Source organism: Burkholderia sp. HI2714, assembly GCF_002223085.1.
GTDB lineage: Bacteria > Pseudomonadota > Gammaproteobacteria > Burkholderiales > Burkholderiaceae > Burkholderia > Burkholderia lata_D.
Genome location: NZ_NKFM01000024.1, coordinates 232,312 through 257,184 on the forward strand (window position 1 = coordinate 232,312; position 24,873 = coordinate 257,184).

At 66.9% G+C, this 24,873-nt stretch carries 26 protein-coding genes, 1 tRNA gene and 1 riboswitch; of the genes, 13 read left to right on the forward strand and 14 right to left on the reverse strand.

Annotated elements, in window-relative coordinates; genetic code table 11:
- Positions 1-17 precede the first annotated feature (17 nt).
- The gene (locus CFB82_RS13850; RefSeq protein WP_089484427.1) at positions 18-833 is read right to left on the reverse strand and encodes an ABC transporter ATP-binding protein; all 816 of its coding nucleotides are present in this window, start codon (positions 831-833) and stop codon (positions 18-20) included.
- Complete coding sequence (locus tag CFB82_RS13855) at positions 830-1,945, reverse strand: FecCD family ABC transporter permease (RefSeq protein WP_089484428.1); 1,116 nt, start codon at positions 1,943-1,945, stop codon at positions 830-832. Before CFB82_RS13855 ends, CFB82_RS13850 begins: the two co-directional genes overlap by 4 nt.
- Before the next feature lie 42 nt (positions 1,946-1,987).
- A riboswitch (cobalamin riboswitch) is annotated at positions 1,988-2,238 on the reverse strand.
- Positions 2,239-2,392: 154 nt separating this feature from the next.
- On the opposite strand from CFB82_RS13855, the gene CFB82_RS13860 reads away from it, so the two are divergent.
- From CFB82_RS13860 to CFB82_RS13880, 4 genes are all read left to right on the forward strand, one after another.
- Positions 2,393-2,743: an ATPase gene (locus CFB82_RS13860; RefSeq protein WP_069248619.1), complete on the forward strand. Its 351-nt coding sequence runs from the start codon at positions 2,393-2,395 to the stop codon at positions 2,741-2,743.
- Entirely contained in the window at positions 2,740-3,054 is a 315-nt protein-coding gene (locus CFB82_RS13865) for a cell division protein ZapA (protein ID WP_011352906.1), read from the forward strand. Before CFB82_RS13860 ends, CFB82_RS13865 begins: the two co-directional genes overlap by 4 nt.
- Positions 3,055-3,386: 332 nt before the next feature.
- The gene (locus CFB82_RS13875) at positions 3,387-3,848 is read left to right on the forward strand and encodes an EVE domain-containing protein (protein ID WP_027805245.1); all 462 of its coding nucleotides are present in this window, start codon (positions 3,387-3,389) and stop codon (positions 3,846-3,848) included.
- 180 nt (positions 3,849-4,028) lie between these two features.
- Entirely contained in the window at positions 4,029-4,769 is a 741-nt protein-coding gene (locus CFB82_RS13880) for an SIMPL domain-containing protein (RefSeq protein WP_069248620.1), read from the forward strand.
- A 111-nt stretch (positions 4,770-4,880) separates the two neighbouring features.
- Here CFB82_RS13880 and lgt read toward each other — a convergent pair whose 3' ends face one another.
- Positions 4,881-5,771, reverse strand: coding sequence for a prolipoprotein diacylglyceryl transferase (gene lgt, locus CFB82_RS13885; protein ID WP_069248621.1), 891 nt, complete (start codon positions 5,769-5,771; stop codon positions 4,881-4,883).
- A 90-nt stretch (positions 5,772-5,861) separates the two neighbouring features.
- Positions 5,862-6,776 carry a LysR substrate-binding domain-containing protein gene (locus CFB82_RS13890; RefSeq protein WP_089484430.1) on the reverse strand — a complete coding sequence of 305 codons (915 nt, stop codon included), beginning with the start codon at positions 6,774-6,776 and terminating at the stop codon, positions 5,862-5,864.
- Between the two features lie 135 nt (positions 6,777-6,911).
- On the opposite strand from CFB82_RS13890, the gene ilvD reads away from it, so the two are divergent.
- Entirely contained in the window at positions 6,912-8,585 is a 1,674-nt protein-coding gene (gene ilvD / locus CFB82_RS13895) for a dihydroxy-acid dehydratase (RefSeq protein WP_089484431.1), read from the forward strand.
- A gap of 127 nt (positions 8,586-8,712) precedes the next feature.
- Complete coding sequence (locus tag CFB82_RS13900; RefSeq protein WP_089484432.1) at positions 8,713-9,039, forward strand: c-type cytochrome; 327 nt, start codon at positions 8,713-8,715, stop codon at positions 9,037-9,039.
- A gap of 145 nt (positions 9,040-9,184) precedes the next feature.
- Here the strand turns inward: CFB82_RS13900 and CFB82_RS13905 are convergent, their stop codons facing one another.
- From CFB82_RS13905 to CFB82_RS13915, 3 genes are read right to left on the reverse strand one after another with little or no spacing between them, the layout of a single operon-like run.
- Positions 9,185-9,946, reverse strand: coding sequence for a DUF2486 family protein (locus CFB82_RS13905; RefSeq protein WP_089484433.1), 762 nt, complete (start codon positions 9,944-9,946; stop codon positions 9,185-9,187).
- A 25-nt stretch (positions 9,947-9,971) separates the two neighbouring features.
- Positions 9,972-10,388, reverse strand: a complete 417-nt coding sequence (locus tag CFB82_RS13910) for a DNA polymerase III subunit chi (RefSeq protein WP_039368072.1) — start codon at positions 10,386-10,388, stop codon at positions 9,972-9,974.
- Positions 10,389-10,422: 34 nt separating this feature from the next.
- Positions 10,423-11,934 (reverse strand): leucyl aminopeptidase, encoded by a 1,512-nt coding sequence (locus CFB82_RS13915; RefSeq protein WP_089484434.1) that lies wholly within the window; start codon positions 11,932-11,934, stop codon positions 10,423-10,425.
- 122 nt (positions 11,935-12,056) lie between these two features.
- Here CFB82_RS13915 and lptF point away from each other — a divergent pair, with 122 nt between their 5' ends.
- From lptF to CFB82_RS13930, 3 genes are read left to right on the forward strand one after another with little or no spacing between them, the layout of a single operon-like run.
- Positions 12,057-13,148, forward strand: coding sequence for an LPS export ABC transporter permease LptF (lptF, locus tag CFB82_RS13920; protein WP_069248628.1), 1,092 nt, complete (start codon positions 12,057-12,059; stop codon positions 13,146-13,148).
- A 3-nt stretch (positions 13,149-13,151) separates the two neighbouring features.
- Entirely contained in the window at positions 13,152-14,300 is a 1,149-nt protein-coding gene (gene lptG / locus CFB82_RS13925; protein WP_089446233.1) for an LPS export ABC transporter permease LptG, read from the forward strand.
- A gap of 27 nt (positions 14,301-14,327) precedes the next feature.
- The gene (locus tag CFB82_RS13930) at positions 14,328-14,711 is read left to right on the forward strand and encodes a sirohydrochlorin chelatase (RefSeq protein WP_089484435.1); all 384 of its coding nucleotides are present in this window, start codon (positions 14,328-14,330) and stop codon (positions 14,709-14,711) included.
- An 80-nt stretch (positions 14,712-14,791) separates the two neighbouring features.
- Here the strand turns inward: CFB82_RS13930 and cobA are convergent, their stop codons facing one another.
- The 6 genes from cobA to CFB82_RS13960 all read right to left on the reverse strand — a co-directional run bounded on the left by cobA (position 14,792) and on the right by CFB82_RS13960 (position 20,995).
- Positions 14,792-15,541 carry a uroporphyrinogen-III C-methyltransferase gene (cobA, locus tag CFB82_RS13935; protein WP_069248631.1) on the reverse strand — a complete coding sequence of 250 codons (750 nt, stop codon included), beginning with the start codon at positions 15,539-15,541 and terminating at the stop codon, positions 14,792-14,794.
- A 70-nt stretch (positions 15,542-15,611) separates the two neighbouring features.
- Entirely contained in the window at positions 15,612-16,928 is a 1,317-nt protein-coding gene (locus CFB82_RS13940) for a sulfate adenylyltransferase subunit 1 (protein ID WP_069248632.1), read from the reverse strand.
- Between the two features lie 22 nt (positions 16,929-16,950).
- A complete protein-coding gene (cysD, locus tag CFB82_RS13945; RefSeq protein ID WP_059576774.1) occupies positions 16,951-17,913 on the reverse strand; it encodes a sulfate adenylyltransferase subunit CysD in 963 nt (320 codons plus the stop codon).
- Positions 17,914-17,989: 76 nt separating this feature from the next.
- On the reverse strand, positions 17,990-18,736 hold the full coding sequence (locus CFB82_RS13950; RefSeq protein WP_089484436.1) for a phosphoadenylyl-sulfate reductase: 747 nt from the start codon (positions 18,734-18,736) through the stop codon (positions 17,990-17,992).
- Positions 18,733-19,290 (reverse strand): DUF934 domain-containing protein, encoded by a 558-nt coding sequence (locus tag CFB82_RS13955; protein ID WP_069248634.1) that lies wholly within the window; start codon positions 19,288-19,290, stop codon positions 18,733-18,735. The genes CFB82_RS13950 and CFB82_RS13955 overlap by 4 nt, the downstream gene beginning before the upstream one ends.
- Before the next feature lie 25 nt (positions 19,291-19,315).
- Positions 19,316-20,995 carry a nitrite/sulfite reductase gene (locus CFB82_RS13960; RefSeq protein ID WP_069248635.1) on the reverse strand — a complete coding sequence of 560 codons (1,680 nt, stop codon included), beginning with the start codon at positions 20,993-20,995 and terminating at the stop codon, positions 19,316-19,318.
- A 216-nt stretch (positions 20,996-21,211) separates the two neighbouring features.
- Here CFB82_RS13960 and CFB82_RS13965 point away from each other — a divergent pair, with 216 nt between their 5' ends.
- The 4 genes from CFB82_RS13965 (at position 21,212) to CFB82_RS43220 (ending at position 23,872) form a co-directional block, all read left to right on the forward strand.
- Positions 21,212-22,153 carry a CysB family HTH-type transcriptional regulator gene (locus tag CFB82_RS13965; RefSeq protein WP_014896306.1) on the forward strand — a complete coding sequence of 314 codons (942 nt, stop codon included), beginning with the start codon at positions 21,212-21,214 and terminating at the stop codon, positions 22,151-22,153.
- 64 nt (positions 22,154-22,217) lie between these two features.
- Complete coding sequence (locus CFB82_RS13970) at positions 22,218-23,375, forward strand: ABC transporter substrate-binding protein (RefSeq protein WP_089484437.1); 1,158 nt, start codon at positions 22,218-22,220, stop codon at positions 23,373-23,375.
- A gap of 96 nt (positions 23,376-23,471) precedes the next feature.
- Positions 23,472-23,556: transfer RNA gene (locus tag CFB82_RS13975), tRNA-Leu, on the forward strand.
- Between the two features lie 148 nt (positions 23,557-23,704).
- Positions 23,705-23,872, forward strand: coding sequence for a hypothetical protein (locus CFB82_RS43220; protein WP_174951220.1), 168 nt, complete (start codon positions 23,705-23,707; stop codon positions 23,870-23,872).
- A 42-nt stretch (positions 23,873-23,914) separates the two neighbouring features.
- Here the strand turns inward: CFB82_RS43220 and CFB82_RS13980 are convergent, their stop codons facing one another.
- A complete protein-coding gene (locus CFB82_RS13980; RefSeq protein ID WP_089484438.1) occupies positions 23,915-24,817 on the reverse strand; it encodes a LysR family transcriptional regulator in 903 nt (300 codons plus the stop codon).
- Between the last annotated feature and the right edge of the window lie 56 nt (positions 24,818-24,873).

Consider the following 24,873-nt stretch of genomic DNA (forward strand, 5'->3'; position numbering starts at 1 on the left):
CATCGGAAAAGGAAAGATCATTGTCGCTCGGGCCACGCCGGCAGCAGCGCATCGCGGCCGTTCTCGCGGATCAGCACGAGCGGATAACCGAACGCATCGCTCGCGCGCTCGGGTGTCAGCACGTCGTGCACGGGACCGGCCCACGCATGGCCGCAGCCGTCGAGCAACAGCGCATGCGTCGCGAAACGCCGCGCGAGATTCAGATCATGGCACGAGAACAGCACCGTGCGCGGGCCCGCGTCGAGCCATGCGGCCAGCGCGGTCAGGCAATCGATCTGGTGATGCAGGTCGAGATGGGCGAGCGGCTCGTCGAGCAGCATCGACGGCGCGTCCTGGCACAGCGTCGCGGCAAGCGCGACGCGCTGCCGCTCGCCGCCCGACAGCGACAGCACGTCACGCGACGCAAGCGCGGTCAGGTCGAATGTCGCCAGCGCATCGCGCGCGGCCGCACGGTCGCCGTCGCGCTCCCAGCCCCAGCCGCCGAGATACGGAAAGCGGTTGAGCAGCACCGTGTCGAAGACGGTCGCGCTGAATGCGTCGTGCAATTGCTGCGGCATCAGCGCGCGACGCTGCGCGAGCTGCTCGGGTGGCCATGCGGCAAGCGGCCGGCCGTCGACCTCGACGTGTCCGCCGGCCGGCGGCTGCAGCCCCGCGAGGGTCGCGAGCAGCGTCGTCTTGCCCGCGCCGTTCGGCCCGGCGACACACCAGATCTCGCCGGGACGAAACACCTGGGTGAAGCCGTCGAGCAGCGTACGCGCGCCGGCCTTCAGCGTCAGGCCGACGGCCGCGTAGTTCATGTCGCCGGCCGTGGCGTGCAGTGCGGCCCCCGTCATCGCATCGGCCTCCTCAACAACATCCACAGGAACACCGGCACGCCGATCAGTGCGGTCATCACGCCGACCGGCAGTTGCGCGGGCGCGATCACCGTGCGTGCGAGCAGGTCGGCCGCCATCACGCCGCCGCCACCCGCGAGCATCGCGGCCGGCAGCAGCATTCGCTGGTCGTTGCCGAAGGCGAGCCGCAGCGCATGCGGCACGACGAGGCCGACGAAGCCGATCGTGCCGGCCGTCGTCACCGCGGCCGCGGCGGCCAGCGACGCGACGAGATAGATCCGCACGCGCAGGCGCGCAACGGGCACGCCGAGCGCGAGCGCGGTCGCGTCGCCGCGCAGCAGCACGTTCAGTTGCGGCGCAGCCGGCAGCGCGACGCAGGCGGCCACCAACAGCGCCCCCCACGCGAACCACGGCGCAGTCACGCCGTTCAGGTCGCCGGTCAGCCAGAAGATGATCCCGCGCAGCCGTGCATCGGGCGCGAGCGACAGCAGCAGCGTGACGAGTGCGCCCCACCCTGCCGCGATCACGACGCCCGTGAGCAGCAACCGCGGCGACGCATCGCGCGATTCGCCACGCCACAGCTCGCGGCGCGCGAGACCGAGCACGAGCGTGACCGACACGAGCGAGCCGGCGAACGCCGACGCATCGACGAGCCACCACGCGCCACCCGCGATCATCGCGACGAGCGCGAAGCCGGCCGCGCCACCCGACACGCCGAGCACGTACGGCTCCGCGAGCGGATTGCGCAACAGTACCTGCAGCAGTGCACCGGCCAGCGCGAGCAACGCGCCGCACGCGAAGCCCGCGAGCGCGCGCGGCAGGCGCAGCGTGCGGACGATATCGGCGAACAGCGCGTCGCCGCCATGCGGCACGAGCGACGCGAGCGCCTGCCATGGCGACATCGGCACGCTGCCGATCGACAGCGACGCGACGAACAGCAGCGCGACCGTGGCGGCCAGCGCGGCCCAGATCGCGGTGGCGCGCGCGGCGCTCATGCCGCGCACGGCGCCGCACACGACGTGCGGCGTGCCCGCTTGCGGCAGCGGGCCGGTCGTGACGTGAGCGCCGCGCGGACGATTGGGGTCAGCATCGAGGAAGATTCCGTGAAGCATTGCGCGCCCCGCCTCCCCGCAGGCCGCGCGTCACGAAGCCCGTGCGGGCTCCCCGTCTCGGCCGGTATCCGGGCTGGCGGCGGTCCGGCTCGCCTTCCCGCGCGATCACGCGCAGTGGCCCGCGTCCGCATGCAGGACCTGCACGCGAAACGCGCCCGAGCCGGCCTGCGTCACGAGACGCGGCCGCTTACCGTTGCGGGGGCAGCGCAGGTTGGCGGGCTTCCGGCGCCCGCGCCCTGCTTCCCGTTTAACCGCGCGTTCCACGCGCGAGCACCGAGGCGGCGCCAGTTTAGGAGCGGGTCGCGCGAGCGTCAAGGAAGCGTCCGGACACGCACGGGACGCGCTGATTCGCGGCAAGAAGCAGGGGTGTTACGACTGGAAACGTTACAGATGTCGGATTGCGCGTTATTCCGCGCTAAAATGCTGGGTCTTTAGAGGACGCAGCAAATGCTCAACGAACTCGAAACCCTATCTCAAAATATTGGCCGTCTGATTTCGCTGAACAAGCGCTATCACTCGGAACGGCTCGCGCTCGAGGAGCAGGTCGCGCAATTGCGCGCGGATGCGGACACTGTCCGCGCGGAACTCGCGCAACTGCGCGACGAACGCAATGCACTTGCGGCCGAGCGTGACACGCTGTCGGCAAAGATCGACGACGCCCAGGTGAAACTGAACGCGATTCTCGAAAAGCTGCCGCGCTCGAAAAGTGTGGAGCAAGCCGACAACCAGCTCGACCTGCTGGATGCGCAGGCGCGTACGGATGGCGATGACGCGGCCAGCCACGGAGAACATGCATGAGCACCAAGCAGATCGAAGTCTCGATTCTCGGTCAGGCCTATCGGCTCGCCTGCTCGGCCGAGACCGAAGCGGCGCTGCTCGAAGCGGTCGCGCGCGTCGACGCCGAAATGTCGAAAATCCGCTCGAACAGCTCGGTACGCGGCACCGATCGCATCGCCGTGATGGCGGCGCTGTCGCTCGCGTCCGAATTGCTGCGACTGCAAACGAGCGTGCGGCACGGTGAAGCATTTCCCGCGGAGGAAATCCGTCGTACAATGCACCAGATGAACGAACAGCTCGGCGCGGTGCTCGCACAGCACGAGACGCAGTAACGTTTTAATCGATGCGTCGATTCCCCTTGATCTCGGCGATCAACGGTGGTCAAATTGGCGCATCGAATCACAGTTCAGTCAGCTTCCCCGCCTGGTTCGCCAAGGTCATATATTCCTTGAACCAATGCCATGTGCACGGTTGCGGGAATTTGTAGCACGGGCGCGCGCGTCACTCTGTCTGATGTACCCGAAGTGCTGCTAACTGCGACCAATTCTGAACCTCAGGTTCAGGATGCCGGCCTAGCGGCCAAGGCGGGGGCCTATCCAACGGCATCGGGAACTCCCGATGCCGTTTCCTTTTGCAACAGCCCTTTCTGCGTCGATCACGATCCATGCAATACTGGCTGATGAAGTCCGAACCGGACGAAGCAAGCATCGACGATCTCGCCAACGCACCGCAGCGCTCGCTGCCGTGGACCGGCGTGCGCAACTATCAGGCGCGCAATTTCATGCGCGACACGATGAAGATCGGCGACGGCGTGCTGTTCTATCACTCGAGCTGCCCCGAGCCGGGCATCGCGGGTCTCGCCGAAGTGTCGTCGACGCCCTACCCCGACCCCACGCAGTTCGATCCGAAAAGCCCCTATTACGACCCGAAGTCGACTCAGGAAGCACCGCGCTGGCTGCTCGTCGACGTGCGCTTCGTGAAGAAGTCGACGCTCGTGCCGCTCGCGGCGCTGCGCGAACACGACGAACTCGCCGACATGCGCGTGCTCGCGCGCGGCAACCGGCTGTCGATCACGCCGGTCACGCGCGCCGAATGGCGCTTCATCACCGAAAAGCTGATGAAGTAGGCGCGCGCCAAAGGTCAAATCTGGTCAGTACGCGCCGCCGGCACGGAACTCGCGGCACTGTCGCGCGGCCTAAGCAACCGCTGTCGGCCGATCAGGCCGGCTGTCGTTTTTTCGTCGCGCGGTACGCCCGCGTCGTGCACGCGCAATCCGCGTGCACGCCCTCGCACAAGGAGTCCAACAATGACCAAGAAATCCGCACTCGCGCTGTCGCTCGCCCTTGCCGCCGCCGTTCCCGTCGCGCTGACGCTCGCGTCGACCGCCGCGCACGCGCAAACCGCGAACCCGCACTTTCCGGAGCCGGCAGGCGTGCTGTCGCTGTCGTCGCAGGCCAGCGCGGACGTGCCGCAGGACATCATCCACATCACGCTGTTCTACGAGCAGCAGGCCAAGGATCCGGGCAGCCTCACCGCGCAGTTGAACCAGCGCGCCGACGCAGCGCTGTCGCAGGCAAAGGGCGTATCGGGCGTCACCGCACACACGGGCGCATTCTCCGTGTACCCGAGCACCGATCGTGACGGCAAGATCTCCGCATGGCGCGGTCGTACTGAAGTGGCGCTCGAATCGCGCGATTTCGCTGCGGCGTCGAAGCTTGCGGGCCAGTTGTCGAACCTGATGCAGGTCGCAAACGTCGAGTTCTCGCTGTCGCCCGAAGCGCAGCGCGCGGCCGAGCAAAAGCTGACGACCGAAGCGATCAAGTCGTTCCGCGCCCGCGCCGACGAAGCCGCGAAGGCATTCGGTTACGGCAGCTACACGATCCGCGACGTGAACGTCGGCGGCGGCCGCAACGTACAACCGTACCCGCGCATGATGGCGATGGCCGCGGCGCCGATGGACAGCGCGAAGATGAGCGCGCCGATCGCGGTCGAAGGCGGCAAGGCCACCGTGTCGGTCACCGTCAACGGCTCCGTGCAGATGAAGTAACGCGCAGCGCACGGCAGTCCGAAATGAAAAACGCCGTCCCGAGGGCCGGCGTTTTGCGTTGATCTGCATGGTGCCGATGCACGCGCCGATCGCACGTGCATCGGCATCGCATCACGCCGCGGCATGCGCCGCGCGGCGGCGATACGCCCAGACCATCAATGCAACGCCCGCGAGGATCATCGGCAGCGACAGCCACTGCCCCATCGACAGGCCGAGCGCGAGCAGGCCGAGGAAGTCGTCGGGCTCGCGCGCGAACTCGACCGTGAAGCGTGCGAGACCATAGCCGATCAGGAACAGCGCGGACACGGCGCCCATCGGCCGCGACTTGCGCGCGAAGAAGAACAGCGCGAAGAACAGCGCGATGCCTTCGAGCGCGATTTCATAGAGCTGCGACGGATGGCGCGGCAGCATCTGGTATTGCATGAACACGTCGGCAAGATGCCACTTCTCGACGAGCTCCGGATGCTTCGGCAACCATGCCGCATCGTCGCGCATCGCGCCCGGGAACAGCATCGCCCACGGTGCCGAAGGATCGGTCACGCGGCCCCACAGCTCACCGTTGATGAAGTTGCCGAGCCGCCCGGCCGCGAGCCCCGTCGGCACCATCGGCGCGACGAAATCGGTGACCTGCAGCCAGTGGCGCTTGCGCTGCCACGCGAACAGCATCATCGCGAGCGTCACGCCGAGGAAGCCGCCGTGAAACGACATGCCGCCCTCCCACACCTTGAATACGTCGAGCGGATGCGAGAAGTAGAAATCGGCCTTGTAGAACAGCACGTAGCCGAGCCGGCCGCCGAGCACGGTGCCGAGCACACCGTAGAACATCATGTCGTCGATGTCCTTCGCGGTCCAGCCTTGCGCCGCGACGTGCGGCAGCTTCAGCCGGATCCGGCCGACGACGATCGCCGCGATGAAGCCGACGAGATACATGAGCCCGTACCAGCGCACGGCCAGCGGCCCGAGATGGATCGCAACGGGGTCGAAATTCGGGTGAATGATCATGGGTTAGCGAAGAAGTTTTTCGAATGCGGTACGGCCGTCGCAAACGCGCAGCACCGCGCGTTGGACGGCACCGGCGCGTCATCGTTCACGTCACGGGGCGAGGCCCTGCGCGCGCACGACGTCGATGAAGCCGGCCAGCACGGGGCTCACGTCACCGGTGCGCCACACGAGGCCGGTCTCGACGACCGGTGCGTGATCGGCAAGCGGCCGGTAGACCACGCCGGTGCGCCGCAGGTTACGCAGCGATTGCGGCACCAGTGCGACGCCCATGCCGGCCGACACGAGGCTGACGATCGTCTGCATCTGGATCGCCTCCTGGCCGATGTGCGGCGTTTCCCCTGCCGCGCCGTAGCAGCCCGTAATGATGTCATAAAAGCCGGGCGCCAAACGACGCGGAAAGATCACGAGCGGCAACGCGGCAACCTCGGCGAGACGGACGGGCTCGTCTTCCGGCGCATCGCTCGCTGCCGCCGGCATCGCCACCACCAGCGGCTCGCGCATGACGGGCAGGTACGAAAGCCCGGCCGCGTGGCGCGGCGGCACGGGCGGAATGACGAGCCCCGCGTCGATGCGGCCCGCGACGAGCTCGTCGATCTGCACGTCGCTCGTCGCCTCCGTGAGTTGCAGCCGCACCTGCGGATAGCGCGCGCCGAACGCACGCAGCAGCGCCGGCAGCAGCCCGTAATCGGCGGTCGACACGAACGCGAGCGACAGCGAACCGGCCTCGCCGCGCGCGAGCCGTCGCGCAAGCGGCGGCAACGCATCGGCCGATGCGAGCAGCCGCCGCACGTCGGGCAGCAGCGCCGCCCCGACCGCGGTCAGCGCCACCGAGCGCTTGGTGCGCGCGAACAGCGCGACGCCGAGCGCATCCTCGAGCGCACGGATCGCCTGCGACAGCGGCGGTTGCGTCATCGACAGGCGTTCGGCCGCGCGGCCGAAATGGCGCTCGTCGGCGACGGTCACGAAATAGCGCCACTGGCGCAGGTCGGGAGTCGGATCGGCCATGGCTCTCTCATTCGAAAAACGACTTAATAAGCGACAAATAATATATTGGACATCCCAATCCGGACACTCCATGCTTGATTGATCCGAACCGGCTCGCCGCTCGACGGCGTTGCCCAGACAACGATGGAGTCCCCCATGGCTTACAACCGTCGCTCGAAGCACATCACGCAAGGCGTGGCCCGCTCGCCGAACCGCTCGATGTATTACGCCCTCGGCTACCAGAAGGACGATTTCGACAAGCCGATGATCGGCATCGCGAACGGCCATTCGACGATCACGCCGTGCAATTCCGGCCTGCAACGCCTGTCGGACGCGGCCGTCGCGGCCGTGAAGGCGGCCGACGCGAACCCGCAGATCTTCGGCACGCCGACGATTTCGGACGGCATGTCGATGGGCACCGAAGGCATGAAGTACTCGCTCGTGTCGCGCGAGGTGATCGCCGACTGCATCGAGACCTGCGTGCAGGGGCAATGGATGGACGGCGTGGTGGTCGTCGGCGGCTGCGACAAGAACATGCCGGGCGGGATGATCGCGCTCGCGCGCCTGAACGTGCCGGGCATCTACGTGTATGGCGGCACGATCCGCCCCGGCAACTGGAAAGGCCGGGACCTGACGATCGTGTCGTCGTTCGAGGCCGTCGGCGAATTCACCGCGGGCCGGATGTCGCAGGAGGACTTCGAAGGCGTCGAGCAGAACGCCTGCCCGACGTCGGGGTCGTGCGGCGGGATGTACACCGCGAACACGATGAGCTCGTCGTTCGAGGCGCTCGGGATGTCGCTGCTGTACTCGTCGACGATGGCGAACCCCGACCAGGAGAAGGTCGATTCGGCCGCCGAATCGGCACGCGTGCTCGTCGAGGCCGTGAAGCGCGACCTGAAGCCGCGCGACATCATCACGAAGGAAGCGATCGAGAATGCGGTGTCCGTGATCATGGCGACGGGCGGCTCGACCAATGCGGTGCTGCACTATCTCGCGATCGCGCACGCGGCCGAGGTCGACTGGACGATCGAGGACTTCGAGCGCATCCGCAAGCGCGTGCCCGTGATCTGCAACCTGAAGCCGTCGGGGAAGTACGTCGCAACCGACCTGCATCGGGCCGGCGGGATTCCGCAAGTGTTGAAGATCCTGCTCGACGCGGGGCTGCTGCATGGCGACTGCATGACGATCACCGGCCGCACGATCGCCGACGAACTGAAGGACGTGCCGAGCGTGCCGCGCGCGGACCAGGACGTGATCTTCCCGATCGACCGCGCGCTGTACAAGGAAGGCCACCTCGCCATCCTGAAGGGCAATCTCGCGGAAGACGGCGCGGTCGCGAAGATCACCGGCCTGAAGAACCCGGTGATCACGGGCCCGGCACGTGTGTTCGACGATGAGCAGAGCGCGATGGATGCGATTCTCGGCGACCGGATCCGTGCCGGCGACATCCTCGTGCTGCGCTACCTCGGCCCGAAGGGCGGCCCCGGCATGCCGGAAATGCTCGCGCCGACGTCGGCGATCATCGGCAAGGGGCTCGGCGAATCGGTCGGCTTCATCACGGACGGCCGCTTCTCGGGCGGAACCTGGGGGATGGTGGTCGGCCACGTCGCGCCCGAGGCGTTCGTCGGCGGCACGATCGCGCTCGTGCAGGAAGGCGACTCGATCACGATCGACGCGCACCGGCTGCTGCTGCAGTTGAACGTCGACGACGCGGAACTCGCGCGCCGCCGCGCCGCATGGCAACAGCCGGCGCCGCGCTACACGCGCGGCGTGCTCGCGAAATTCGCGGCGCTCGCCCGCCCGGCGAACAAGGGCGCCGTCACGGGTTGATTCGGGCACGTCAAGACATGCGACCCCGATAAACATGGCCGCCGGGGGAACGCGCAAAACGCGCTTTCCCTTTGCTTCTATAATGCGCGGACCATGTAGCCGGCCGTCCCCGCCGGCGGAGAACCGCATGAAACACTCGATATTGCGCGTCCTGCTCGCCACACTGCTGATCGGCAGCGGGGCAGCGGCGCGCGCCGACCAGGCCGACGGGCTCGCGCTGGCTCAGCGCAAGAACTGCATGGCCTGCCACGCGATCGGCAAGCCGCTGATGGGCCCGTCGTTCCGCGACGTCGCCGGCAAGTATGCGGCGCGCGGCGACGCCGTCGACTACCTTGCCCAATCGATCGTGAAAGGCAGCGTCGGCGTATGGAGCAGCGTGCCGATGCCCGCCAATACGCAACTGACGAACACCGAAGCCCACACGCTCGCGCAATGGGTGCTGTCGGTGCGCTGAACCGGGCGCCCCGGGCGGAATAGCCAACCTGCCGGACTCCAGCGACCGGCGGACATGCCCCGGCTTAACGGTGCAATGCCTCGCCGGCAGCGTCACCGGCTTTTACTGGAATCGCACCCCGTTTTCGCCGGAATGCCCGTTGTGCTTAGCCGGAATGACCGGCGCGGCGGCGTGCGATCTCTTCGTCGACCGCGTCGCGAACCCAGTCCATCACCTCGGTTTCCAGCGCCAGCGCCACTTCGCGCGTGATCTGGCCGACCAGCCAGGCCGAATGCTCATGCAACGCGTCGCGACAGCGGGCTTCGATCGCGTCGCGCCCTTCCCCCGTCAGATAGTTCGTCAGGCGATTGCGCAGACGCTCGGCGATGTGCTGCGAATCTTCCGGTGTCAGCCCGGCTGCACCCTGCGCCTCCGGCTGCAGCGCGGCGGCCGGTACGACGGCCTCCGGCATGTGCGCTTCACGCGCGTGCCCCACCACCTCATGCGGCACCGCTGCGAACGCGGGTAGCGGCACTTCGTCGTCGGCCAGCGACGATTGCAGCGGCGCACTCATTGCCGCCGAATCTTCGGCGACCACGTGCTCCACGGCGCCGGGTTGGGCCGGCGCATCGGTCTCGCCCATCGCGGCCGCCGCAGCCGTCGCCACGTCGCCCGGCAGTTCGACCGCCGGCACGTGCGGCGTCGGCACGCATTCGACCACGACGGAATCGGGGTCAAGCTCACTTTGCCTGGAACCGGCCGGCGCCGCCTCCGCGGCGTGCGGCGCGACCACGTCGGTGAGCACCGGAATCGCCGCGCCGGCGGGCGGCTGCGGCGCGTCGGGCGCGGACGGGCGCGCCGGCACCGGCTTGCCCGGCACCAGCACGTCGGTCAGCGTCGGGATCGAGGATGAATCGGCTTCGGTCACGGGAACACTCCGTTGACGGTTGCGGCTAGCTGCCCTGCTTGTAGTTGTTCAGCGCGTAGCCGCGGTCGCGGTAGAACCGGTAGCGGTCGCGGCCCGCGGCCAGCTCGTCCGGCGCATTGCCGACCACTTCGAGCAGGCGCTCGAAACGGGCGAACTGCGCGGGCACGGCTGCGCCGAGGTTCAGCAGCACGTGATGATGCGGCGCGCGGTCGAGATCCGCGGCCAGCACGATCGGCGTGCCGGCTGCGTGCTCGCTGTCGACACCGCAATGCGGGATGAAATCGAGCGGCGAGAACGTCCAGAGCCGCTCGTCGAGCGCGCGCAGGCGCGCGGGCTCGGCGAGCACGACGACCGGCTGCCCGGCCAGGTAAGCCTTGCGCAGCAGCCGGCACGCGTACGCGAGCGAATCGCCGACGTTCGAGTGGAAATCGATCCGCGTCATTGCCCGCGTACCCGCAGCGTCGTCCACACCGCCATCACTGGCCGGCGCGGTCAATCAGGAACTGCGCGAGCAACGGCACCGGACGGCCCGTCGCACCCTTCGCCGCACCACCCTTCCATGCGGTGCCCGCGATATCGAGGTGGGCCCACGGATAGCTCTCGGTGAAGCGCGACAGGAAGCACGCGGCCGTCACGGCGCCGGCCGGGCGCCCGCCGATGTTCGCGAGATCCGCGAAATTCGACTTCAGCTGGTCCTGGTACTCGTCGTCGAGCGGCATGCGCCATGCCGGGTCGTTCGCTTCGCGCGACGCGTCGAGCAGTTCGCCCGCGAGCGCGTCGTTGCTCGAGAACAGGCCGCTGTTGTGGCCGCCCAGCGCGATCACGCACGCGCCCGTCAGCGTGGCAACGTCGATCACGGCGGCCGGCTTGAAGCGTTCGGCATACGTGAGCGCGTCGCACAGGATCAGACGGCCTTCGGCGTCGGTGTTCAGCACCTCGATCGTCAGGCCCTTCATGCTGGTGACGATGTCGCCCGGTTTCGTCGCGTTGCCGCCCGGCATGTTCTCGCAGGTCGGCACGATCGCGACGACGTTGATCTTCAGGCCCATCTCGGCGACCGCACGCATCGTGCCCAGCACGGAACCCGCGCCGCACATGTCGTACTTCATCTCGTCCATGCCCTCGCCCGGCTTCAGCGAGATGCCGCCCGTGTCGAACGTGATGCCCTTGCCGACCAGCACGACCGGCGCGGCCTTCGCGGCGGCGCCCTGGTAGTGCAGCACGATGAACTGCGGCGGCTCGACCGACGCGCGCGCGACCGACAGGAACGAGCCCATCTTCAGCGCCAGGATCTGCTTGAGCCCGAGCACCTCGGCCTTCAGGCCCCAATCCTTCGCGATCTTCTTCGCGGTGTTGCCGAGGTAGGTCGGCGTGCAGACGTTGCCCGGCAGGTTGCCGAGGTCGCGGGTGAGATCCATCCCGTTCGCGAGCGCAACGGCCTGCTTGACCGCGACCTTCGCGGCCTTTTCGTCGGACGGATCGACGCTGAACACGACGCGCTTGAGCGTGTGCGACGCCGGCTCCGGCTTGCTCTTCATCTGCGTGAAGCGGTAGGTCTCGTTGCGCAGCGCGAGGATTGCCGCGCGCACGCCCCAGTCGGAGCTGCGCTCGTCGACCGGCAGTTGCGCGAGCGTGAACGTGACCTGGACGACCTTGGTCGCCAGCAGCGCGCGCCATGCGGCCGTCACGGCATCGTTATAGGCTTTCTGATTGAAAGCATCCTGCTTGCCGAGGCCGACGAGCAGCACGCGCGACGCGCCGATGCCCGACACTTCGTGCAGGAACAGCGTCTTGCCGCGCTTGCCGTCCATGTCGCCGGCCTTGATCACGCGCGAAATCAGCCCCTTGGTGGCCGTGTCGATATCGAGCGCCGCGCCCGACAGGGTCTGCGCCTCGAAGATGCCGAGCACGATGCAATCGGACTTCCCGGTCAGGAACCCCTTCGCCTCGCCTTTGCTCCAATCACAGCCTTTTATGCTAAAGTCCATCGCGCTTGTCCTCGGATAAAATCTGGGCTAAGGATGAAAGCCGCAATTATCCGCTATTTTTCCCGTGGCGGCGCGAGCGCTCCACCACGCGTGCGCAGCCTCCCGCCCTCTTCTCATCAAGAATGATCTTCGAACGCTCCCTCCAGCGCGAGCTTGCGTATACGGCTGGCGCCGTGTTCATGGTGCTGCTCACGATCATGCTCACGACGATGATGATCCGCATCGTCGGCTACGCCGCGTCCGGTGAAATCGACCCGCGGGACGTCCTCGTGCTGATCGGCCTCACCGTGATCGGCTACCTCGCCGTGATGCTCGTCGTCACGCTGTTCGTGTCGATCCTGTTCGTGCTGACCCGGTGGTACCGGGACTCCGAAATGGTCGTGTGGCTCGCGTCGGGCGTGAGCCTCACGCGCCTCATCAAGCCGATCGGCGTATTCGCCACGCCGATCATCCTGCTGATCGCCTTCTTCGCGTTCGTCGGCTGGCCGTGGTCGAACCAGCAAAGCAAGATGATCAAGGCGCGCTTCCAGCAGCGCGACGAGATCTCGCTGCTCGCGCCGGGCCAGTTCCGCGAATCGGCCTCGAACCACCGCGTGTTCTTCATCGAGAAGATGACGCCCGACCAGAGCAAGGTGCAGAACGTGTTCGTGACCTCGACCGAGAACGGCAAGGTCAACGTGGTCGTGTCGCAGACGGGGCACACGGAAACGCGCGACGGCAGCCGCTTCGTCGTCCTGGAGGACGGCCGCCGCTACGACGGCACGCCCGGCCAGCCGAACTTCAAGATCATGGAGTTCGAGCGCTACGGCGTGAAGATCACGAGCACCCCGGTCACCAACGTGCAGACCACCAACAGCACGCCGACGCCGGACCTGCTGCGCACCCCGACGAACGACAACCTCGCGGAATTCGCGTGGCGCGCGGGGCTGCCGCTGATCGCAATCAACCTGATGGTGCTCGGCATTCCGCTGTCGTACCAGAACCCGCGCCGCAGCCGCACGATCAACCTCGTGATGGCCGTGCTGATCTACCTCACGTACTCGAACCTGCTGAACGTGGTGCAGTCGCAGATCGAGCAGGGCAAGATGTCGTTCGGCGTCGGGCTCGTTGGCCTGCATCTGGTCGTCGCGGTGATCGTCGCGTTCATCTTCTGGTTGCGCGTGCGCAATCGTCCGCTGTTTACACGCGCGCTGTTCGGCCGCTCGGGAGCATGATCGATGCGGCTCTATGAAAAGTACTTCGCGCGACAGATCTACGTCACGTTCGTCTTCATCCTGTTCGCGTTCTCGGGCCTGTTCTTCTTCTTCGACCTGATCAGCGAACTGAACTCGGTCGGGCACGGCAACTACAAGTTCGGCTACGCGGTGCTGCGCGTCGCGCTGCAGACCCCGTCGCGCTTCTACGAAATCATCCCGGTCGCCGCGCTGATCAGCGCGATCTACGTGTTCGCGCAGATGGCCGCGAACTCGGAATTCACGATCTTCCGCGTGTCGGGCCTCGCGACCAACCAGGCGCTGCGCTCGCTGCTGAAGATCGGCGTGCCGCTCGTGATCGTCACCTACCTGATCGGTGAATTCGTCGGCCCGTACGCCGACCAGCTGTCCGAACGCGTGCGGCTGCAGGCGCTCGGCGCGTCGGTGTCGTCGAACTTCCAGTCGGGCGTGTGGGTGAAGGACACGCTCGCAGCCCGTGAAAACGGCGAGCAGGTCACGCGCTTCGTCAACGTCGGCAGCCTGTCGCCCGACTCGACGATCAGCAACGTGCGCATCTACGAATTCGATTCGAAATTCCAGCTGCGCAACGTGCGGATCGCGCAGACGGGCCGCTACGAGCCGCCCGGCCACTGGCTGCTGAAGGGCGTCAACGAAACCGAGCTGACGCCGATCAAGCCGATCAGCGGCCAGCCGGCCGACGCACTGAACCCCGTTTACCGGTCGCAGCAGGTCTCGCTGCCCGAATACCGGCTGCGCTCGGACCTGACGCCGCAGATCCTGTCGGTGCTGCTCGTGTCGCCGGATCGCATGTCGATCATCAACCTGTTCCGCTACATCCAGCATTTGCACGAGAACCAGCAGGACACGCAGCGCTACGACATCGCGCTGTGGCGCAAACTGCTGTATCCGTTCGCGGTGTTCGTGATGCTCGTGCTGTCGCTGCCGTTCGCGTACCTGCACACGCGTGCGGGCGTGGTCGGCGTGAAGGTGTTCGGCGGTATCATGCTCGGCATGAGCTTCCAGCTCCTCAATACGCTGTTCTCGCACATCGGCACGCTGAACACGTGGCCCGCGCCGCTCACCGCGGCGACGCCCGGCCTGATCTATCTCGCGCTCGGCCTGTTCGCGCTCAAGTGGGTCGACCGGCACTGAGCGCCGCGTCACGACGGAGGCTTCGACATGAGTTCGCACGGCATCGTCCTGTTCGGCCACGGCGCGCGTGACCCGCGCTGGGCCGAGCCGTTCGAGCGGCTCGCCGCGCGGCTGCGCGGCGCCCCCTCCCCCGCTGCACACGTGTCGCTCGCGTTCCTTGAACTGATGACGCCGTCGCTCGGCGACGCCGTCGCCGAGCAGGTCGCGGCCGGCTGCACGCACGTCACCGTGGTGCCCGTGTTCTTCGGCCAGGGCGGCCATGTGCGCCGCGACCTGCCGCAGCTCGTCGACGCATGCCGAGCCGTGCATCCGGGTGTCGAGATCCGCTGCGCGACGGCCGTCGGCGAAGACGACGGCGTGCTCGACGCGATCGCGCGCTACTGCATCGACCAGATCGGCGACGACGCGTAAATCACGAGTCACGGCCCACAAAGAAAAAGCGCCGGCTTCCGCCAGCGCTTTTTTCGTTTGGGACTCCAGCCGGATTCCGCTCAGGCCGCATTTCGCAGCGGATCGCCCGCTTTCGCCTGCCCGGCGCGCTCGGCGAACGCATCGCCGATCATCAGCAGGCTCGGTTCCGCGGGATCGAGCCACGCCTGCGCGTCGCCCGCCGCCATCTGCCCGAGCGTCAGCGTCAGCGTGCGCTCGCGCGCGGTGCTGCACGCCTCGACGATCGCCACGGGCGTCGCCGGCGCACGGCCCGCGTCGATCAGTTCCTGCGCGATGCCGGGCGCGCTGTCGCGGCCCATGTAATAGACCATCGAATCGGCGCGCGCGGCTTCGCGAATCTCGTCGCTGCCCGGCGCGCGGCTGTGGGTCGCGAACGCGACGCTGCGCGACACGCCGCGCAACGTCAGCGAACGCTTCAGCGTCGCCGCCCCGGCCAGCGCCGCGGTGATGCCCGGCACGACCTCGTAGTCGATGCCGGCCGCTTCCAGCGCGCGCATCTCCTCTTCGGCACGACCGAACAACATCGGGTCGCCACCCTTCAGCCGGACGACACACGCATGCTCGCGTGCCGCATCGACGATCTGCTTGTTGATGAAGTGCTGCGCGGTCGAGCGCTGCCCGCAGCGCTTGCCGACGGCGATCCGGCGCGCATTCGGCGCGTAGTCGAGCATCGCGGGCTCGACGAGCGCGTCGTGCAGCACGACGTCCGCCTGCTCCAGCAGCCGCGCGCCGCGCACCGTGATGAGGTCGGCCGCGCCCGGCCCTGCTCCGATCAGATACACCTTGCCCATGTTTGTCGCTTCGCCTTCCAGCGGGCGTCGGCTCCGGCCCGCGCCGCCGCGAAGCGGCGCGGTTGCCCGGTTACGCCGAGAACGCCCGGATCATTCCTGCGGCGACCGTGTGATGCGTCGCCTCGTCGATCAGCACGAACGCACCGGTACCCGGATGCGCGTCGTACGTGTCGCAAACGATCGGCTTCTGCAGCGTCAGCGCGACGCGGCCGATGTCGTTCATCTTCAGATCGTGACGGTCGGTCGCGTGCGACAGCGTGTGCACGTCGAGCACCTGCTTGACGCCGCCGATCTTCGCGAACACCGTGCTGGTGGTCTGCTTCAGCAGGTACTTGCGCTGCGGCGACAGCGGCGTCTCGTCGAACCAGCACAGATCGGCTTCGAGCTTCTTCGCCGGCTCGACCGGCTCGGCGGACGTGACGAACATGTCGCCGCGCGACACGTCGACGTCTTCCGCGAGGCGGATCGTCACGGTCTGGCCCGCGAACGCGTGCGGCACGGACGCGGTGCCGCCCGGCACCGGCGCGACGATCTCGGCGATCGTGGCCGTGCGGTTCGACGGCAGCACGACGATCTCGTCACCGACCTTCACTTCGCCCGACTCGATACGGCCCATATAGCCACGGAAATCGTCGGCCGAGCTGCCGTCCTGGCGTGCGACCCACTGCACCGGGAAGCGCAGCGCGTCATGCGCCTGCGTCTCGACCGGCAGCGATTCGAGCACGTCGAGCAGCGGTTCGCCCGCGTACCACGGCATGCGCTCGCTCGCGCCGACGATGTTGTCGCCCTTCAGCGCCGACACCGGCACGAAGCGCACGTCGCTCAGGCCGAGCTGCTTCGCCAGTGTGACGTAGGCATCGCGGATCTCGTTGAAGCGCGCTTCGCTGTAGTCGACCAGGTCCATCTTGTTGATCGCGACGATCACGTGCTGCAGCCCGAGCAGCTTCACGATCGCGCTGTGGCGCTTGGTCTGCGGCAGGAGTTGCACGACGCCGTTCTCGACCGTGATGCGCGTCGCGTCGATCAACACGATCGCCGCGTGCGCGGTCGATGCGCCCGTCACCATGTTGCGCGTGTACTGCTCGTGGCCCGGCGTATCGGCGATGATGAACTTGCGCTTCGCGGTCGCGAAGTAGCGATACGCGACGTCGATCGTGATGCCCTGCTCGCGCTCGGCTTCGAGGCCGTCGGTCAGCAGCGCGAGATCGAGCTCGTCGCCGACCGTGCGCTTGTTCTTCGCACGCGACAGCGCGGACAGCTGGTCGGACAGCACGGCCTTGCTGTCGTACAGCAGGCGGCCAATCAGCGTGCTCTTGCCGTCGTCGACGCTGCCTGCGGTAATGAAGCGCAGCACGCCGAGGTCTTCGGTGTTCTCGATGATGCTCATGATGTGAATGTCCTCGTGTGCTTCAGAAATAACCTTGCTTCTTGCGCTGTTCCATCGCGGCTTCGGAGGCCTGGTCGTCCATCCGGGTCGCGCCGCGCTCGGTGATCTCGGTCACCGCCGTCTCGGCGATGATCTTCTCGACGTCGTCCGCGTCGCTCTCGACCGGGCACGTGCAGGAAATGTCGCCGACCGTGCGGAAGCGCACCTGCGCGAGCTCGCTCGTCTCGCCGTCACGCATCGGCGTGAGCGGCGTGACGGGCACGAGCAGCCCGTTGCGGCGCACGATCTCGCGCTGGTGCGCGTAATAGATCGACGGCAGTTCGAGGTTTTCGCGCGCGATGTACTGCCACACGTCGAGCTCGGTCCAGTTCGAGATCGGGAACACGCGCAGGTGCTCGCCCTTGTGCAGGCGGGCGTTGTACAGGCTCCACAGTTCCGGGCGCTGCGCCTTCGGATCCCACTGGCCGAATTCGTCGCGGAACGAGAAGATGCGTTCCTTCGCACGCGCCTTCTCTTCGTCGCGACGTGCGCCGCCGATCAGCGCCGTGTAGCCGTGCTGCTCGATCGTCTCGAGCAGCGTGACGGCCTGCGCGGCATTGCGCGAATCGGTTTCGCGGCGCAGCACGACCGTGCCGCGCTTGATCGAATCCTCGACGTGGCCGACCACCAGCTCGGCGCCGAGTTCTTGCGCGCGGCGATCGCGGAAGTCGATCACTTCTTCGTAGTTGTGGCCCGTGTCGATGTGCACGAGCGGGAACGGCAGCGTCGTCTTGCGGTTCGCGCCGAGGCCGAATGCTTTCAGTGCCAGATGCAGCACGACGACCGAATCCTTGCCGCCCGAGAACAACAGCGCCGGCTTGCTGCATTCGGCGACCAGTTCGCGCAGGATGTGGATCGACTCGGCTTCGAGCCAGTCGAGGTGGCCCATGCGGCTGTCGGCACCGGCGGGCGGGGCAAAGGCGGATTGCTCGAGCGTCGTGCTCATGATTTCAGTCCTTCTCTTCTGGGTTCGTGCCGCCCGCTGTCGCAGGCGGCGCAATATTCAGTTTCTTGTCAGGCTTTCAGTGCGCGGCGCCGGCTTCGGCATCCGCGGGAATCGGCGTGATCGTCGTGATGTGCAGCCCGCACTCCTTCGTATCGCGCGACTCCCACCACCAGCGGCCCGCGCGGCTGTCCTCGCCGGGACGGATCGCCCGCGTACACGGCTCGCAGCCGATGCTCGGGTAGCCGCGCGCATGCAGCGGGTTCACCGGCACGTCAAACGCATTAAGGTACGCCCACACGTCGCTTTCAGTCCAGTCGGCGAGCGGGTTGTACTTCGCGATCCCGCGCGCTTCGTCCTGTTCTTCCTCGTGCAGCTCGGCACGCGTGACCGACTGCTCGCGGCGCTGGCCGGTGACCCATGCGCCGACGTCCGCGAGCGCACGATTCAGCGGCTCGACCTTGCGGATGTGACAGCACGACTTGCGCAGCTCGACGCTCTCGTAGAACGCATTCAGGCCGTGCTCGGCGACATACTGGTCGACCGCGTCCTGCTGCGGATGGAACTGCTCGATCTCGTAGCCGTAGCGCTCGCGCACACGGTCGATCATGCCGAGCGTTTCCGCGTGCAGGCGGCCCGTGTTCAGCGAGAAGATGCCGATCCGCACGCCCTTCGACAGGATCGCATGCGTCAGCAGCATGTCTTCCGCCGCGAGGCTGCTCGCGAACTTCACCTTCTCGTGACGGGCGCCGATCTGCGCGAGCAGCGCGTCGAGGCGCTCGACCTTCGCGGCGAGTTCCGGCGTCAGCGCGGTGGCGGTGCTCATGCGCCCACCTTCGCGTCGGGCGTCGCTACGTCTGCCGACGCGGCGCGGCGGCGGAACAGCGGTTCGGGCTGGTCGAACGCGCCCTGGTAACGCTGCGTGAATTCCGTGAACGCATTCAGCGCATCGTGGATGTCCTTGTCGGCGCGCACCGCGTATGCGTCGAAGCCGCAACGCGACATGTACAGCAACTGGTCGCGCAGCACGTCGCCGATCGCGCGCAGTTCACCCGTCCAGCCATGGCGCTCGCGCAGCAGGCGCGCGATGCTGTAGCCGCGGCCGTCCGCGAAGCGCGGGAAGTCGACCGCGATCAGAGAAATCGCGCCAAAGTCGGCCACGAGGTCGGCCGGCTCGCTGTCCGGTGCGAGCCACACGCCGAGCTCGTCCTTCGTCTTCGCGGCGACGAGCGCCGCGCGCTCGGCCTGCCACAACGCGAACGGCACCAGCACCTTGCCGGCCGGCAACGCGTCGACCGCGGGCAGTGCACCGTCTTCCGCCGCGCGCACGACCTGCCATGCATCGTCGATCACTGCGCGGTTCTTGATAATCGAAGCCATCTGCTAATTCCTTCTACCCGGTTGGTTACGCGTTCACTGCCTGGCGCGCCGCATACACGCGCTCCTTGAACGGCGCGATGCCGATGCGATCGTACGTGTCGACGAAACGCTCGCCGTCGACGCGCGATTCGACGAACGTGTCGATCAGCTTCGCGATCACGTCGGGCACTTCTTCCGCCGAGAACGACGGCCCGATCACGCGGCCGAGGCGCGCGCCGTTCCGGCCCGTGCCCTGCTCGCCGCCGAGCGACACCTGGTACCACTCGGCGCCGTCCTTGTCGACGCCGAGGATGCCGATGTTGCCGACGTGGTGGTGACCGCACGAGTTCATGCAACCGGAAATGTTCAGCGACAGGTCGCCGAGGTCGTACACATAGTCGAGATCGTCGAAACGCTGCTGGATCGCCAGCGCGATCGGGATCGACTTCGCGTTCGCGAGCGAGCAGAAGTCGCCGCCCGGGCACGCGATGATGTCGGTCAGCAGGCCGATGTTCGGCGTCGCGAAACCGGCTGCCTTCGCCTTTTCCCACACGGCAAACAGGTCGCGCTTCTTCACGTTCGCGAGAATCAGGTTCTGCTCGTGCGACACGCGCAACTCGCCGAACGAGTAAGCATCGGCCCAGTCGGCCACCAAATCCATCTGCTGGTCGGTCGCATCGCCCGGTGCGACACGGTGATCCTTCAGCGACAGCGTGACGGCGGCATAGCCGGCCACCTTGTGCGGGGCAACGTTACGCTCGACCCAGCGCGCGAACGCCTTGTTCTCGAGCAGGTGCTGTTCGAACGATGCGTCGGTATCGGCCAGCTTCTCGTAGACGGGCGGCTGGAAGTACTGCGACACGCGGTCGACTTCCGCCTGCGTAAGCGTCGACGGGCCGTCCTTCAGGTGCTGCCACTCTTCCTCGACCTGCTGCGCGAACTTCGCGGGCGACAGCGCCTTCACGAGGATCTTGATGCGCGCCTTGTACAGGTTGTCGCGGCGGCCGTAGCGGTTGTACACGCGCAGCACGGCTTCGCAGTAGGTGAGCAGGTGCTGCCACGGCAGGTCTTCCTTGATCACCGCGCCGATGATCGGCGTCCGGCCGAGGCCGCCGCCCGCGAGGATGCTCGCGACCACTTCGCCCTGCGCGTTCTTCTTCAGGTACACGCCGAGGTCGTGAATCTGCACGGCCGCGCGGTCGTCCTTCGAGCCCGACACCGCGATCTTGAACTTGCGCGGCAGCCATGCGAATTCGGGATGGAACGTCGACCATTGACGCAGGATTTCCGACCACGGACGCGGATCGATCTCTTCGTCCTGCGCGACGCCGGCGAACTGGTCGGCCGTGATGTTGCGGATGCAGTTGCCCGACGTCTGGATACCGTGCATCTGTACCGACGCGAGCTTCGCGAGAATCTCGGGCGTTTCTTCCAGCTTGATCCAGTTGAACTGGATGTTCGAGCGGGTCGAGAAGTGACCGTAGCCGCGGTCGTGTTCGCGGGCGATGCGGGCCAGCATCCGGAGCTGGTCGCTGCGCAGGTTGCCGTACGGAATCGCGATGCGGTGCATGTACGCGTGGCGCTGCATGTACAAGCCGTTCTGCAGGCGCAGCGGACGGAACTCTTCTTCGCTCAACTCGCCCGACAGCCGGCGGCGCACCTGATCGCGGTACTGCGCGACACGCTCGTCGACGATCGTCTGGTCGTATTGGTCGTACTGATACATTCGGGGACCCCAGGGTTTTCGTGGTGACCGCGCGACGTCCTAGCCACGTCGCGCCCGAATCTCCGTTCCGCCGCTATCGCCGGCCTTCCGCTGCCCGGCTGGATTGCTAATGACGAAAACAGATATCCATATTTGAAAAACTCCGGTGAATCGTAATAAACTCGCCTTATATTTCAAACGACTAAAAAATTCTGTTGATATGCGGAAGGGTTATAAATGAACCTGCACCAATTTCGCTTCGTGCGCGAGGCCGTCCGGCAGAATTTCAACCTCACCGAGGCCGCCAAGGCGCTCTACACGTCGCAACCGGGGGTATCGAAGGCGATCATCGAGCTCGAGGACGAGCTCGGCGTGGAGATCTTCACGCGGCACGGCAAGCGCGTGCGCTCGCTCACCGAGCCGGGCAGGATCATCCTCGCGTCGGTCGAACGGATTCTTCAGGAGGTTGAAAGCCTTAAAAGGGTCGGGAAAGATTATGCGGCACAGGATCAGGGCAACCTGACCATCGCCGCGACCCACACGCAGGCCCGCTACTCGCTGCCGGCCGCGATCGCCGAGTTCAAGAAGCGCTTCCCGAAGGTCCATCTGTCGATCCTGCAGGGCAGCCCGACGCAGGTGGCCGAGATGGTGATCCACGACCAGGCCGATCTCGCGATCGCGACCGAGGCGATCTCCGACTACAAGGAACTCGTGTCGCTGCCCTGCTTCCAGTGGCACCACGCGGCCGTCGTGCCGGCCGACCATCCGCTGCTCGAACGCAAGCCGGTCACGCTCGACGACCTCGCGCAGTACCCGCTGATCACGTACGACGATGCGTTCGCGGGCCGCAAGAAGATCAACCATGCGTTCGCACTGCGTGGGCTGTCGCCGGACATCGTGCTCGAGGCAATCGACGCCGACGTGATCAAGACCTACGTCGAGCTCGGCCTCGGCGTCGGCATCATGGCCGACATCGCGTTCAATCCCGAGCGCGACCGCAACCTGCGGCTGATCCCGGTCGGCCACCTGTTCGGCAGCAACGTGACGCGCGTCGCGCTCAAGCAGGGCGCCTACCTGCGCAGCTATGTGTATACGCTGGTCGAACTGCTGTCGCCTACGCTGAACCGCAAGCTGATCGAACAGGCGCTCAAGGGCGAATCCGAATCGTACGAACTCTGAGCGGCGTGTATAAACACGGCGGCGCACATCGCGCCCCTTTTTGCTGTCCGACGGAGAATTCCGCATGACGCTTCCCGCCCTCCTGCGCCACGCTGCCGGCGCCGCCCTCGTACTGGCCTGCGCCGCCGCGCATGCCGACCTGAAGGTCGGTGTCGACCTGTCGTCGACCGGCCCGGCCGCCGCGATCGGCATCACGAGCAAGAACGCGATCCTGATGTGGCCGAAGACGATCGCCGGGCAACCGGTGCAGGTGACGGTGCTCGACGATGCGTCCGACCCGGGCACCGCGGTGCGCAACATCCGCAAGCTGGTCGACGAGGATCACGTCGACGTCGTGGTCGGGCCGAACATCACGCCGGCCGCGCTCGCGGCGCTCGATGCGGTGGCCGCCGGGCAGACGCCAATGATCACGCTGGTCGGCTCCGGTGCGATCGTCGAGCCGCAGGAAGGCGCGCGGACCTGGGCGTTCAAGATGGCGCAGAGCGACCGCGCGATGGCCGACGTGATGACGCGCCATATGGCGAATCACGGCGTGAAGACGGTCGGCTTCATCGGCTTCGCCGACAGCTACGGCGACAGCTGGCTGAACGAGTTCACGCGCTTCGCGGAACTGCGCAAGATCCGCGTCATCGCGACCGAGCGCTTCAACCGCACCGACGCGAGCGTCACGGGCCAGGCGCTGAAGCTGATCGCGGCGAAGCCCGACGCGATCCTGATCGCGGGCTCGGGCACGCCGGCCGTGCTGCCGCAGCGCACGCTGATCGAACGCGGGTACAAGGGTCCGATCTACCAGACGCACGGGATCGCGACGCCGGAATTCATCAAGCTGGGCGGCAAGGACGTCGACGGGACGCTGTTCCCGACCCAGCCGGTGGTCGTCGCGCGCACGCTGCCGGCCGATCATCCGGCCCGCAAGGCCGCGCTCGCGTTCGTCGACGCGTACGAGGCGAAGTACGGCGCCGGCACGGTCACGCAGTTCGCGGGCGACGCGGCGGGCGTCTACCCGCGCCTCGCCGATGGGGTCGGCCGCGCGCTGAAGGCCGCGCAGCCCGGCACGCCCGCGTTCCGCGCGGCGCTGCGACGCGAGCTGGAGCGCGCGCACGAGCTCGTCGTGCCGAACGGCGTCGTCAACACGAGCGACAAGGATCATGTGGGACTCGACCAGCGCGCGAGCGTGATGGGGATCGTCAAGCAGGGCCGGTTCGTCTACCTCAGTCAGTGACGAACACGACCCGCAACCGGGCAGCTTGCCCGGCGGCGGGATTTCGGACATAATCCGCGTTTCGCCGCGCACCATCACATGCGCGGCCAGGTTCAAGCCCAGGTGGTGAAATTGGTAGACGCAGGGGACTCAAAATCCCCCGCCGCAAGGCGTGCCGGTTCGATTCCGGCCCTGGGCACCAGCATTCTCGCAGCGTGAAGCGCTGCGCCTCCCGAAACCCGCGCAAGCTCGCCGCTTCGCGGGTTTTTTGTTTTTGCCGTGCGCGCCGCAACGCGTGCCCCCGCGCAACAGTCCAAGCATCATGAAGATGCGCGGCACGGAGGCACGCCATGTCCATGCGCACGATTTCATCTCCGCTCTGCCGCCGCGCGCTCGCCGTGGCGCTGTCGCTCATGCTGGCCGGCTGCGACGTACTGACCGCGCCGCCGGTGCCTGACTGGCCGGGCCCGCACGCGCCCTACCCGTTCCCGGACAGCATTCCGCATCGCACCGAATGAATGGACGGGAGGGCCGCCAGCGGCATGTCGTCGAGCTCAGGCTCAGGCCATCAACGCCCGCACGAAATCGAGAAACACGCGCACCTTCGCGGAAACGAGGTTGGACGCGTGGTGATACGCGTAGAGCGGAAACGTCTCGTCTGCCCATTCCGGCAGCAACTGCACCAGCCGCCCGTCGGCGAGGATGTCGCGCGCATAGAGTTCCAGCAGCTGGGCAATCCCCGCGCCGCCCAGGCACGCGCCGAGCAGCATGCCCGTGTCGTTGACCATCAGCCGGCCGGCGGCATCGAACGGCACCACCTCCTTGCCGCGATGAAACGCCCATTCGAACGGCCGCCCCGTCACCGGATCGCGGATCAGCACGCAGCGATGCCCGCTCGCGAGATCCCGGGGGTGCCGCGGTTCGCCGTGACGCGCGACATAGGCCGCCGACGCGCAGGTGAGCACGCGCGTTTCCAGCAGCAGCCGCGCACGGTATGACGACGGCTCCGGAATGCCGAACCGCACCGCCACGTCGAACCCGTCGGCAACGAGGTCGCCCATCCGGTCGCGCACGCTGATCTCGACGGACAGGTCGGGAAAGCGGTCGAGAAACTCCGCCATCTTCGGCGCCAGCACGTAATGGCCGAAAGTCGCGTCGACATTGACGCGCAGCCGCCCCCTGACACGCGCCTTCGATTGTCCGGCGTCGATCGCCGCGTCCTCGATGCCGGCCAGCAGCGGCGCGACCGCCTCATAGAAGCGCCGCCCTTCGTCGGTCAGCGTGATCGCGCGCGCCGTGCGGTTGAAGATCCGGATGCCGACGCGCTCTTCCAGCCGGGCAACGGCACGGCTCACCGCGGGCTGCGTCAACCCCATCGCCTCGCCGGCACGCGCGAAGGTGCCGGCCTCGATCACCGCCGAGAGCACGCCGATCCCGCTCAAAAGCCTGCTGTCGAATGCCATGAGACATACTTTCAGTCATTCTTGATCTGATCATTATTCATTATTTTTATTGATCG